Genomic DNA, 11,607 nt, shown 5'->3' on the forward strand with positions numbered 1-11,607 from the left:
GGACCCGGTTGGCGTGGGAGCCCCGTCCCCGGACGGGGACGGGTCGGCCCGCGGGGCGTCGGCGGCCGGCCTCCGGCGTGCCGCGTGGTCCAGCGCCACCGCCAGCGCGAGGGCGATCGTCCGGCGGTGCGGTGTCGAGGGGCAGCCCAGCCAGCGGGCGAACGCGGCGCGGTACTCCGCTCCGAGCGGGGCGGGTGTGCCGTCCGGGCCGGATCCCCGGGCCATGGCCCGTACCAGCGCGGGGCGGCCGATGCCCGCGATGTCGGCCAGTGCTCTCGTACCGTGCGGTATCCGTTGCCGGTCCAGCAGCCGGGCGACGGAGACCGGCCCGAGCGGCGGCAGCGGAACCGCGTCTCCGGTGGCCGGGGAGAGCCCGGCCCCGGGCAGCAGGGCGGTCCCGGGCCGGGGGGCGGTGGGATCGGTGCAGGCGGTCAGCACGAGGAGGGCGGGCAGGCCGGAGAGCCGGTGGGAGAGATAGCCGAGCCAGCGCAGTGACGGAGCGTCCGCGAGATGGACGTCATCGACGGCGAGCAGCAGGGGACGTGTGGCGGCGGTGTCGCTCAGACGCTGGGTGAGGTGGTGGAAGAGCCGCTGTTCCTCGCCGGGGGAGACCTCGTCGAACGGGATCCGCCCATCCGTCGGACACAGACCACGGAGCAGGGAGAAGGCGAAGCCGGACTCGGCCGGAACGGCGCTGGCCTCCAGACGGAGCATCCGGCCCGCCGTCGACTCCCGGCGGACGATCTCCTTCAGCAGCGCGGTGCGTCCGCTGCCCGTGTCACCGTGGAGCAGCAGCCAGCGGCCTTGGCCACCACGGGTCGAGGTGCCGGCATACGCGGCCGCCTCCAGCGCGCTCCGCCGTTCCAGTAACTCTCTGTCGTTCATGTGGTCCTTCCCCCTCGGAGTGGTGCCTCCGCGCGCTCCGCGCCCGGAGACATCAAGATCATCTCCGCCCCGCTCCCCGGGAACACCTGCCACGTGCACCCCGCACGCATCTCTGGCAGGTCCGCGATGAAGTCCCGCCTCCACCGGGCCCGGACCGCCCTCCGCGAGTCCCTGCGTCCTGAGTACGCCATATCCGGGGGAGGTGGCGATGACGCGTGAGGAAGGAGACTTCGCCAGCACCTCGATCCCCCGCCACCTCGCCCGCGGCGCGGCCGGATTCGGCTCCCTGGCCGCCTCGATCCTCCTGCTCCCGCTCACGGGCCCGGTCAGCCTGGTCCTCGCCCCCGTGGGCCTGCTGGCGCTGCGCGGCTGCCCGGTGTGCTGGACCATCGGCCTGGCCCAGACCGTGTCCCGGGGCAGACTCCGGCGCAGCTGCGTCGACGGCCACTGCGCACTGACCCTGTCCCGGGTGACGAAGGATGCCTCCAAGCCCCCGGAGCCGGTGGGAAGCTGACCTTGGCGGCCTCTCGTCCCCTCCCGGCGTTCCTCGGAATGCCGGGAGGGGACCCGGCCCCGACCGCGGTGCCGGCGGTCGAGTCGGACCCGTCCGTCGAGGCCCGGAACCAGGTCACGAACCGACGGTGAGCCATCGACGTGGTGAGCCCGGGACAAGGCGGCGGCGCCCGCCCGGCGCAGCCGCTGATCAGGACAGGGGTTATTCGAGGGTCTTGCTTCGGGGCGCTGCGTCCCCTCGGTAGGCCGCCACCGCCCCGCGCCGGATCTCGCTTGGCGGTACGCCGTCGAAGCGGCTTGCCGCGACGGACTCAGGAGGCGGTCGTTCGTCGTACATCGCCGCGACCAGAGCCTCCGCGGCGCCTGCCGCATGGGTCACCCACACGGCCTCCGCCGCCCACAATCCCGTCACGTCCCCCAACTGGCCCAGGAGTGGGCGCTTGTCCGGCGTGAGGGACAGCACACCGGCGATGCGCTCGCTCGGATGCCATGCGTGTTCCGCGGGAAACAGCTCCAGGGCCGCCGACACCGCGTCGTCCAGATCGCCGCCGGGCCAGCGGATCTGCGCCTGTTCGGTGAGGACGTCGACGACGAGCGCGTCGTGGTGGGATCCACCGAAGCCGTCGCGGTCGCCGTGGTCCCGAGCGTAGACGCTGTGCTCGGGCCATCTCACGAGGGGCGTCGGGCCGAACCGGGCCGATCGGCGTCTCCCGTAGACGTAAGGATGGACCACAGGTACGAGCGGTAGCCGTACGCCGGCCAGCGCGGCCATGTCCGGGCCCCAGATCCCGCACGCGAGGACCACGTCGTCGGCCGCGAAGGAGTCGGTGGCCGTGCGGACGCCTCGCACACGACCGCCGCGTCCGTCGATCGCGGTGACGCCGGTTCCCATGACGAAGAGGCACCCGGCCGCTACGGCCCGAGCACGCAGCGCGGCCGTGATGAGACCCGCGTGAGCGACCCCGTCCCATGGCAGCCGCAAGGCGGCGACGACCCTGGTGGGGTCGACCAGGCGAGGCGCGAGGCGAGCCGCGTCCGCCGCGTCCACCAACCGGGCCGGCAAGCCCGCCGCCGCGGCCGTCTCCCTGCGGAGCGTCAGCGCGGTCGCTCCTTCCTCGCTGAGCGCGAGTTCCAACGCGCCCGTCTCGTCGAAGGCCGAACGCCCGCGCGGGCACAGCGCCCGGTACTCCGACCGACTTCGCAGGGCGAGTTCGGTGAGCGCGGGGTCCGGGCCGAGGAGACCGACGAATCCCGGGGCGTGACCGGTCGAACCGGGCAGCTTTCCCGGTGGCGCCCGATCGATCACCGTCACCGAGCAGTCACTTCGGCGGCTCACGTGCTCAGCGACAGCGGACCCAACAATTCCGGCACCAATGACCACGATCCGGCGAGTCATGGTGCGCGACCTTACATCAGGCGTCGCGGCGCAACACATCAGCCCCGGCTGGCCAGGTCAATACCCCAGGAAATGGCTGAAACGCGACGGTGGGTCCATGATAAAGGGTCTTGCGGGACCGCTCATATTCACTTTAAGTTGTTCGCAATCTGCGTGCGATCTACTGCCCTGGCGGATGTTACGGTCCGCCCCTGAGAGCTCTGCGAGACCTTGACAGGGGGCACTCCATGAAAAGTGTGAGCGCTGAGGTTTTCGACACCGTGGGTGTGGGATTCGGTCCGGCCAACATCGCCCTCGCCGTGGCCCATGCGGAAAGCGGAAGTAATCATTCATTGGCCTTCTTCGAAGCGAACGCCACTCCGGCCTGGCAGCCGGGCATGCTTCTCGCGGGTTCCGATATTCAGCACAACCCTCTCCGGGATTTCATCACCCCACGTAACCCGTGCAGTTCCTACGGGTACCTGAACTATCTGAAGAGCCGGAATCGGCTGTTCCATTTCCTCAATGTCGATTCCCCTTATCCGCCGCGCACCGACTATGCGCAGTATGTGCAATGGGTCGCGGATCACTTCTCCGGATTGGTCCACTACTCGGAAAAAGTCATCGAGGTCTCGCTGAGTGACGAGGTCGACCCTCAGCGTGGTCGTAATCTGATCCACGTGAACACCGAGCAGGGCACCTATCGGGCTCGCTCGCTCTCCTTCGCTCCTGGCCGGTCGAACAACATCCCGCCGGTCTTCCAGCCTCATCTGGGAACGAGGGCATTCCACTTCACCGACTACGCGTACCGCAGGGACGAGTGGCGCAGGGGTGGTGCGCCGTCGTCTGTCGCTGTCGTCGGCGCCAGTCAGAGTGCAGTTGAGATCATCCTCGATCTGCATGCGGCCCTGCCTGGCACGGCCGTGCACAGCGTATTCCGCACCTTCAGCTACGTACTGAAGGACACCAGCCCGTTCACGGAAGATCTCCTGTTGCCCAGCTTCACCGACTACTTCTACGGGGTACCGGCACAGTCGAAGCGACAGCTCAACGAGCAGGTTCTGCGGAGCAACTACGGTTCTGCCGATCACGACGTCATCAAGAAGCTCTATTTCCTCCTGTACGAGAACGAGGTCCGCGAAGACTCCTCGATCACTGTCCGCAACAACACGCGCATCAGTCAGGTCCTGACGCAGGACGACGGCATGAAGCTCCTCCTGCAGGACGTACACACTCATGAAGCAGAGTCACTGCACGTCGACGCGGTGATCCTGGCCACGGGGTTCCGGAACTTCGGTAGGGCCGAGAACGAGGAACTCCATCACCCCCTGCTGGCAGGGGTGGTGGACAACTACGCCGTCGACCAGGACGGGGTTCCCTTGATTACGCGCAGTTATCAACTTGTTCCGGCGAACGATCGCCCCTCGGCGCCGCCGATCTTTCTGAACGGTCTGTGCGAGCACTCCCACGGACTGGGCGACGCGGGCTCCTTCAGCCTGCTCTCCTATCGGGCGGCAGAGATGGAGCGCGCGTTGGCGAACGCGCTCGACACGGCACCTGACACAGCTGCGGCATCCTTACCACCGGGGGACTGACAAGCCATGTACGTAGCCCAGTTCAACATCTCCAAGGAACGGGAATCGCTGGACCATCCGCTCATGCGGGACTTCGTAGACCGTCTGGCACCCGTCAACGTTATCGCCGACGCCTGGGACGGATTCGTCTGGCGTCTCCAGGATGACAGCGGGAACGCCACGGCCATCCGCACATACGAGGACCCCACCATCATCTTCAACCTTTCGGTATGGAAGACGGTTGCACACCTCAAGGATTATGTTTACCAATCCGGTCACGCGGACGTCCTGCGTCAGCGGTTGAAATGGTTCGAGACCTGGGACCGTCCGAGCTATGTTCTGTGGTGGGTTCCCGAGGACGAGAGGCCGTCGCTGGAGGAGGCCAAGCACCGGCTCGCGTTCCTCCAGGACAACGGTCCCAGTGCCTACGCGTTCTCGTTCACCGATGTGCATGAACCGGCCGCCGACCATGAATAGGTATCTGACGTCGGCCTACTACACCGAGGACAGGGAACGTCTGGTCCTGTTCCTGCGTCACTTTCCGCTGGCCATGGTTGTCCCGCAGGATGTGCGGAGCGGTAGCCCTGTTTTTCTTCCGCTGGTCGTCGAGGAGGCCATGACGGCCCGGAGCGCGGAGCCTGTCGAGGTCACCCTGGTCGGTCACCTCGACAATCACAATCCCGCGCTGGCCTGTCTCGACAACCACAAGGTGAGGGCGGTTTTCCTCGGGCCCAACGCCTACATTTCCCCTACCGACTACGCGACTCGCCAGTTCCCCACCTGGAACTACGCCGTGGCCCAAGCTGCCGGAATGAGTCGAGTTATCCGTGACGAGGAGGAGAAGCGGTCCCACATGATCCAGGCGGTCGAATTCTTCGAGACCGCCAACGGCTCCGACTACCGGCTGGATCCGGACACCCCCGAGTTCAGCTCACAGCTCCGGAACATCTCGTTCTTCCGCATCACGGTCGACGTGCTTGGTGGCACCTTCAAGTTCGCCCAGGAGAAGTCCTGGGAAGACCGCACGCGCGCACTCGACGCCCTCATGGAGAAGTCGCGCCGCCATCAGCAACGCACCGTCCGCGTCCTGGCCGACATGGAGGGAACGGCATGAAGGTCTTCGACAACGTACTCGACACCATCGGTTTCACCCCGATCGTCCGGCTCAACCGCATCACCGCCGGGACGAGCGCCGAGGTCTTCGCCAAGCTGGAGTTCATGAACCCGGCCGGCTCGGTCAAAGACCGGATCGGCCGGTGGATGATCGAGGATGCCGAGCGCCGGGGCCTGCTGCGGCCGGGCGGGGTCGTGGTGGAAGGGACCGGCGGGAACACGGGCATCGGTCTGGCGATGGCCGCGGCCGTCAAGGGCTACCGGCTGATCTGCACCGTCCCGGACAAGATGTCGGAGGGGAAGATCAGGATGCTCCGGGCCTTCGGTGCGGAAGTCGTGGTCACCCGCACCGTGCCGCCACCGGACCCCGACAACTACTGCGCGGTGGCGCGCCGGATCGCCGCGGAGACACCGAACTCGATCTACCTCGACCAGTACAACAACCCGGCGAACCCGGGCTACCACTACCGCCACACCGGCCCCGAGATAGTGGAACAGTTACCGGACGTGGATGTCCTCGTCGGCGGGCTCGGCACCGGCGGCACCCTCTGCGGCACCGGCCGCTACTTCGCCGAGCAGCGCCGCGGCGTCAGGGTGATCGGAGTCGACCCGGTCGGATCGGTCCTCTACGACATGTACCACACCGGCACACGCGTAGAGCCCCGGCCCTACCTTGTCGAGGGCATCGGCAAGGACAGCATCCCCGGAACCATGGACTTCGGTGTCATCGACGATGTCCTGCGGGTGACGGACAGAGAGAGTTCCCTGATGACCCGTCAGCTGCTCCGGCTGGAGGGCATCCACGCCGGCATCTCCTCCGGCAGCGCGCTCGCCGGGGCCTTGCGCTGGATGGAGAGCCGGGACGAGGACCTGACCGGCAAGAAGGTGCTCGTGATCTTCCCGGACAGCGGAAGCCGCTACATGTCCAAGGTGTACGACGACGACTGGATGGCCGCCAACGGCCTGCTCGACGAGGGCCCGGAACCGACGACTGGACCGGAGACGGAGAGGTGAGACCGACCTGGGAGAGCGTGCCGCGCGTCGGATCACTGAGCCGTCAGGACTTCTACAGCGCGTTCGTGGAACCCGGCAGGCCCGTCGTGATGAGTGGTCTCACACAGCGGTGGCGCGCCCACGACTGGGGGCCGGAGTACTTCCGTACGTCAGCGAGCACCGTCAGGCTCCCGGTGAAACGCGGCGACGTGTCCGAGGGCCGACGGGTGATCACGGGACTCGCCGACTACGCGGAGGAACTGGAGCGGCACGAGCGCGACCGCGCCTCCGGGCGCGTCACCGAGGGCCCCGGCTATCTCCACGATGTGCCCCTCTTCCTGGCTCACGCACCCTTCCGGAGGGACGTGGATCCCTTCCCGCTGTTCCTGCTGCCCTCCTGGTACCGGGAGAACTGGTGGCAGTACGCCCAGTACTTCATGGGGCCCGCGGGCAGTGAGACGCCCCTCCACTTCGACACTCTCCTGACCAACAACCTCTTCTTCCACCTCGCAGGCCGCAAGCAGTTCACCCTGCTGCCCGCATCCCAGCGGGAGCTGTGCTACCCGCGGGGCTGGCGCTGGGCGGAGTTCGACCCGACCTCCCCGGACTACGACCGCTTCCCGCGTGCCGCCGGGACCACACCGGTCACCGTGGTCCTCGAACCGGGCGACGTCCTCTACCTGCCTCCCGGGACGCTCCACCATGTGCGGAACCTGAGCCTCTCCAGTTCCTTCAACATCGACTGGCACACCGCTGACAGCGCGGCCCGAGGCGTGCTGAGCGTCCTGCGCGGAGCACCGGTCAGGAACGGCTACTACAACCTTGTGTCCCTGATCGGTCTCGGACTCGGCGTCCCCTCCAGATACCTCTACCCCTTCTACAAGTCCTACCTCACGTACGTCAGCTGATCGGAGTTGCGATACCGGTCATGAACGGAAGACGACAGACGGAATGACGCAGCCACCCACCGTTCTCCGCGCGGACACGGAACCCGGGGACAGCAAGGACCTGGAGTCGGAGGTGCGGTCCTACAGCAGGATGTGGCCCGCCGTATTCGACCGGGCCGCCGGGGACCGGCTCTACTCGGTCGACGGGCAGGCCTATCTCGACTTCTTCATGGGGGCGAGCGCGCTCAACTACGGTCATAACAACCCGGAGTTACGCGGGCCTCTGATCGAGTACCTCGAACGTGGCGGTGTCATGCACAGCCTCGACATGATGACCAAGGCCAGGCAGACGTTCCTGAGAGCACTCGGCGAGCTGGTGTTGACCCCCCGAGCACTGGACTACAAGGTCCAGTTCACCGGGCCGACCGGCGCCAACGCGGTCGAGGCCGCGCTCAAGATCGCCCGCAGGGCCACGGGCAGGCGTACCGTCGCCGCGTTCAGCGGAGCCTTCCACGGCATGAGCCTGGGGGCGCTGTCCGTCACCACGAACCACACCGCTCGCGCAGCCTCCGGCGTACCTCTGGAGCATGTTCTGCGCCTGCCCTTCCCGGGCTTCGGCCGTCATGGAATCAGCGGTCTCGATCTCCTCGAAGGGTATGTGGAACAGCCCGGCAGCGGGGTGGAGAAGCCCGCCGCGGTCATCATCGAGACGGTCCAGGGCGAGGGCGGCGTCAATGTGGCGGACGGCGCGTGGCTTCGGCGTCTGAGCGAGCTGTGCACACGGTCGGGCATCCTGCTGATCGTCGATGACATACAGGCGGGCTGCGGCCGGACAGGGCGGTTCTTCAGTTTCGAGGACGCGGGAATCGTCCCGGACATCGTGTGTCTGTCGAAGTCCCTCAGCGGGTACGGACTCCCCTTGTCGCTCACACTGTTCCGCCGCGACCTGGACATCTGGCGCCCCGGCCAGCACAACGGGACCTTCCGCGGCAGCAACGCCGCCTTCATCACGGCGACGGCTACCCTGCGGACCTACTGGTCGGACGATCGCCTGAGCCGGAGCACCCAGCGCAAGGGCGCCATAGTCGAGGCACACCTGGACGAGCTCTGCCGCGCGTACCCGTCCATGGGCGCCACGCACCGCGGCAGGGGACTGATGCACGGACTGCACTTCCCTGATCCTGGCGTCGCCCAGAAGGTCAGCCGCGCCGCGTTCGATCGCGGGTTGTTGCTGGAGACGGCAGGTCCGTGTGACGAAGTCGTCAAGTTGCTGCCCTCGTTGTTGATCTCGGAGCGGGATCTGAACGAAGGTCTGCACATCCTCGGTGACGCGATCACCGGTGCCGTGGCCGCACCGCTCTGAGCACGGGAAGGCAATGCCGAACGTCAGCTGGGGCATCCTGCCCGTCGTCGGCTACGCGTTCACGACCGCGGTGGTGAACGTCTACGCCGGCCATCTCTTCCAGACCCTCGACCCCGCGGCCGTCGCCGCCTTCTCCTTCACCTTCGCGGGGGCCGCCTCTGTCGTCGTGGCGAGGTGCACCCGAGCCGCCGTCCGGCCCCGGGTCAGGGGGAGCGACATCATCGCGCTGAACATCACCACGGCCGCCGCCTGGCTCACCGTGCTGTTCGCGCTGAAGCACCTCGAACCGGCGGTCACCAACGTGATCAGCTTGGCCATCGGCCCGGTGTTCCTGGCGCTGGGCGGGACACTCCTGCGCCCAGGCCGCCGGGTCCTCGCCGTGGAGCTCGCGGCGTCCGGCGGGATCTTCCTTCTGATCACCGTGCTGACCTGGAGTTCCATCGCCGGACAGAGCGCCGTCGGCGAGATCGGCACCCGGGAGGCCGGCATCGGCATCGCCTTGGCCGTTGTCTCCGGCCTGGCCTCCGCGAGTAACATCGTCTACTCCAAACGGCTGAGCGAGGCCGGGTTCGCGCCGCAGGACGTGATGTCGGTGCGCTTCTTTCTCACCATCGCTCTCAGCTGGGCCATGGTGGGTGCCGCCGATGCCCCCCGCCTCGCGGACTCCCTGGGCCCTGGCGTCCTCCTGGCCCTTATCTCGGTGTTCATTCCGCTGTACCTGCTCCAGGTCGGGGTCAAGTACGCCGAGCCGATCACCGTATCCCTGCTCCTGTGCCTCGGCCCCGGCTTCACCGTCGTCATGCAGCTGTTCGACCGACGACTGACGGTGTCGCTCATTTCCACCGTCTGCACCCTGGGCATCACGCTCCTGGTCGGCGTCGGTGTCGTGGCGCGACATCTCACGAGACGAGGATCCCCGCCCATGCGCGTTGCGATTGTGGACGCCTACTCCACGAGCCGTGGCCTCCCCGCTGCCCTGAAGGAGCACGGAGTGGAGTGCGTCCATGTCCACTCACCCGTCCCTGATCTGTATCTCACCTTCAACGCGAAGGGCTTTGTCGGCTCCGTCGATCACCACAGTGATCTCACGGCCACGGCGGGGGCGCTGTCCCGGGCCGGTGTGGGCCTCGTCGTCGCGGGCACGGAGTCCGGGGTAGCGCTGGCCGACCAGCTGTCGGCCGCCCTGGGAACGCCCGGCAACGGTATGAACCGGCCCCGGGCGCGGTGGGACAAGTACGAGATGGTCCAGGCGCTGCGTGCGGCCGGAGTACCACACGCGGCGACCATCGTCTCCTCGAACGTCGAGGAGATCCTTCTCTGGGCCCGGCAGGAGGCACACTTCCCGATCGTGCTCAAACCAGTCGCCAGCGCGGGCACCGACAACGTCCTCTACTGCTCCGATGAGGCGCAAGCGCGCGCCGCTCACCTTCGGATCACCTCACGGTCGGACCGCTACGGGCGGCCCAACGCGACCGTCCTGGCCCAGGAGTTCCTCGACGGGGACGAGTACTTCGTCAACACGGTCAGCCGCGATGGCGAACACCGCACGGCAGAGATCTGGCGCTACCACAAACGCCGACTGCCCGGCGGTCGCATCATCTTCGACCACCACGTGCCGGTGGATCCCGGTGACCCCCGGGCGCTCGCCGTGGAGCGGTACACCCGTCAGGTCCTCGACGCGCTGGAGATCCGCAACGGCGCCGCGCACAGCGAGGTCATGCTGACGCGGCGAGGGCCCGTCCTCGTCGAGTGCGGCGCCCGCCTGGGCGGCGGCCAGGTACCCGAGATCAACGTCAGCTGCCTGGGCACCAGCCAGCTGCACATGCTGGCCCTGGCAGCCGCGAAACCACGGGAGTTCCTCGGCCTGCCACCGATCGCGTACGAGGTGCTGATCCGGCCCCGTCATGTCTCGCTGATCAACCCGAGGGAAGAGGGGGTGGTCCCGTCGGCCGAGGCCATGACGCCGGTGCGCGCTCTGCCCTCGTACGCCCACGAGGTGCTGGCCCATCCGGCCGGGCACCCCGTCCCGCGCACCATCGACGTCGCGACCTCGCCCGGATTCGTCTATCTGATCTCAGATGACCAGGACCAGATCGCCGCTGACTATGAGGAGCTGCGCCGCATCGAGGAGAACGGACTCTACGACGGAGCGAAGGTGTGGGAGTCGATCCGGTAGAGCAGACTCTCCGCACCGTTCTCCTGGGTCCGCGTGCCGCTGAGCACACCTCCGATACGCTCGACGGCCCGCTGGGACCGCACGTTCTCCGGTCCTACGAGGAAGACCACCGCACCGACGAACCGGAAGGCATGCAGGATCATCAGACGCTTCAGCTCGCTGTTGTACGCACCACCCCAGTGAGACCTGGCGAGAAAGGTCCAGCCGATCTCGATCTCGTCCCGCTCGGCGTCGTACCCGTGGTACCGCGAGGAGCCGATCAACCGGCTGTCCTCCCGGTCGATGACCGCGAGTGCGCCCCGGGAGCCGATCGCCTCGCGAAAGAAGCGCGTGAACTCGTCCCGCCGATGGCGGTCCCGAGCCGGATGCTGTTCCCAGATGAGCGGGTCGGAGGCGACGGCGTACAGGTCGTCGAAGTCCTCCTCGCGCAACGGCCTCACGTCCACGAGTGCGCCGCTCAGATACGGCTGGAGGTCGAAGGTCACCGGCCGAGGCTACCGAAGCGATGACGGGACGCGCACGGTCCGCCACCGCTGTCGAACCCGCTACGCGGGGATGGACCCGGGTACGACCCCGGGGCGAGCGAAGAGGTCGTGCCGGACCCGCACCCGCGGGGATGGACCCGCGGTGAACCTCGCTCGACTCGAATACGCCGGGGTCGGCCCCGCACCCGCGGACCCGCTCCGGAACCCGTCGGCCCCCGCCCGTTCCCACAGGCCGGGTCTGGC

11 protein-coding genes are annotated in these 11,607 nt (G+C 67.6%); 8 read left to right on the forward strand and 3 right to left on the reverse strand.

Annotated elements, in window-relative coordinates; all coding sequences use genetic code 11:
- Positions 1–885, reverse strand: an 885-nt coding sequence (locus ACFVIM_RS27175) for an ATP-binding protein (protein WP_384306432.1), incomplete at its 3' end; no start/stop codon positions are given.
- Between the two features lie 208 nt (positions 886–1,093).
- On the opposite strand from ACFVIM_RS27175, the gene ACFVIM_RS27180 reads away from it, so the two are divergent.
- Positions 1,094–1,399: a hypothetical protein gene (locus tag ACFVIM_RS27180; protein WP_384306435.1), complete on the forward strand. Its 306-nt coding sequence runs from the start codon at positions 1,094–1,096 to the stop codon at positions 1,397–1,399.
- 201 nt (positions 1,400–1,600) lie between these two features.
- On the opposite strand, the gene ACFVIM_RS27185 is transcribed toward ACFVIM_RS27180, so the two are convergent.
- Positions 1,601–2,833 (reverse strand): NAD(P)/FAD-dependent oxidoreductase, encoded by a 1,233-nt coding sequence (locus ACFVIM_RS27185; RefSeq protein WP_384306438.1) that lies wholly within the window; start codon positions 2,831–2,833, stop codon positions 1,601–1,603.
- A 197-nt stretch (positions 2,834–3,030) separates the two neighbouring features.
- Here ACFVIM_RS27185 and ACFVIM_RS27190 point away from each other — a divergent pair, with 197 nt between their 5' ends.
- From ACFVIM_RS27190 to ACFVIM_RS27220, 7 genes are read left to right on the forward strand one after another with little or no spacing between them, the layout of a single operon-like run.
- Positions 3,031–4,368, forward strand: coding sequence for a SidA/IucD/PvdA family monooxygenase (locus tag ACFVIM_RS27190; protein WP_384306440.1), 1,338 nt, complete (start codon positions 3,031–3,033; stop codon positions 4,366–4,368).
- Positions 4,369–4,374: 6 nt separating this feature from the next.
- Positions 4,375–4,824 carry a DUF3291 domain-containing protein gene (locus tag ACFVIM_RS27195; protein WP_384306443.1) on the forward strand — a complete coding sequence of 150 codons (450 nt, stop codon included), beginning with the start codon at positions 4,375–4,377 and terminating at the stop codon, positions 4,822–4,824.
- Positions 4,799–5,461 (forward strand): FMN-binding negative transcriptional regulator, encoded by a 663-nt coding sequence (locus tag ACFVIM_RS27200; RefSeq protein WP_384306446.1) that lies wholly within the window; start codon positions 4,799–4,801, stop codon positions 5,459–5,461. The genes ACFVIM_RS27195 and ACFVIM_RS27200 overlap by 26 nt, the downstream gene beginning before the upstream one ends.
- Entirely contained in the window at positions 5,458–6,474 is a 1,017-nt protein-coding gene (locus ACFVIM_RS27205; RefSeq protein ID WP_384306449.1) for a PLP-dependent cysteine synthase family protein, read from the forward strand. Before ACFVIM_RS27200 ends, ACFVIM_RS27205 begins: the two co-directional genes overlap by 4 nt.
- Positions 6,471–7,361 (forward strand): cupin-like domain-containing protein, encoded by an 891-nt coding sequence (locus tag ACFVIM_RS27210; RefSeq protein ID WP_384306450.1) that lies wholly within the window; start codon positions 6,471–6,473, stop codon positions 7,359–7,361. Before ACFVIM_RS27205 ends, ACFVIM_RS27210 begins: the two co-directional genes overlap by 4 nt.
- A 43-nt stretch (positions 7,362–7,404) precedes the next feature.
- The gene (gene ectB / locus ACFVIM_RS27215; RefSeq protein ID WP_384306452.1) at positions 7,405–8,703 is read left to right on the forward strand and encodes a diaminobutyrate--2-oxoglutarate transaminase; all 1,299 of its coding nucleotides are present in this window, start codon (positions 7,405–7,407) and stop codon (positions 8,701–8,703) included.
- A 13-nt stretch (positions 8,704–8,716) separates the two neighbouring features.
- Positions 8,717–10,879, forward strand: a complete 2,163-nt coding sequence (locus tag ACFVIM_RS27220) for an ATP-grasp domain-containing protein (RefSeq protein ID WP_384306455.1) — start codon at positions 8,717–8,719, stop codon at positions 10,877–10,879.
- Here ACFVIM_RS27220 and ACFVIM_RS27225 read toward each other — a convergent pair.
- Positions 10,843–11,364 (reverse strand): GNAT family N-acetyltransferase, encoded by a 522-nt coding sequence (locus ACFVIM_RS27225; protein ID WP_384306458.1) that lies wholly within the window; start codon positions 11,362–11,364, stop codon positions 10,843–10,845. The two genes, ACFVIM_RS27220 and ACFVIM_RS27225, sit on opposite strands and share 37 nt — an antisense overlap.
- Positions 11,365–11,607 lie beyond the last annotated feature (243 nt).

It is taken from the genome of Streptomyces sp. NPDC057638 (genome assembly GCF_042800315.1).
In the GTDB taxonomy this organism is placed as follows: domain Bacteria; phylum Actinomycetota; class Actinomycetes; order Streptomycetales; family Streptomycetaceae; genus Streptomyces.

Coding starts and splice junctions, on each gene's coding strand:
- ACFVIM_RS27200 (WP_384306446.1), top strand. CDS start 4,799: ATGAACCGGCCGCCGACCATGAATAGGTATCTGACGTCGGCCTACTAC.
- ACFVIM_RS27220 (WP_384306455.1), top strand. CDS start 8,717: ATGCCGAACGTCAGCTGGGGCATCCTGCCCGTCGTCGGCTACGCGTTC.
- ectB (WP_384306452.1), top strand. CDS start 7,405: ATGACGCAGCCACCCACCGTTCTCCGCGCGGACACGGAACCCGGGGAC.
- ACFVIM_RS27185 (WP_384306438.1), bottom strand. CDS start 2,833: ATGTGTTGCGCCGCGACGCCTGATGTAAGGTCGCGCACCATGACTCGC.
- ACFVIM_RS27195 (WP_384306443.1), top strand. CDS start 4,375: ATGTACGTAGCCCAGTTCAACATCTCCAAGGAACGGGAATCGCTGGAC.
- ACFVIM_RS27205 (WP_384306449.1), top strand. CDS start 5,458: ATGAAGGTCTTCGACAACGTACTCGACACCATCGGTTTCACCCCGATC.
- ACFVIM_RS27180 (WP_384306435.1), top strand. CDS start 1,094: ATGACGCGTGAGGAAGGAGACTTCGCCAGCACCTCGATCCCCCGCCAC.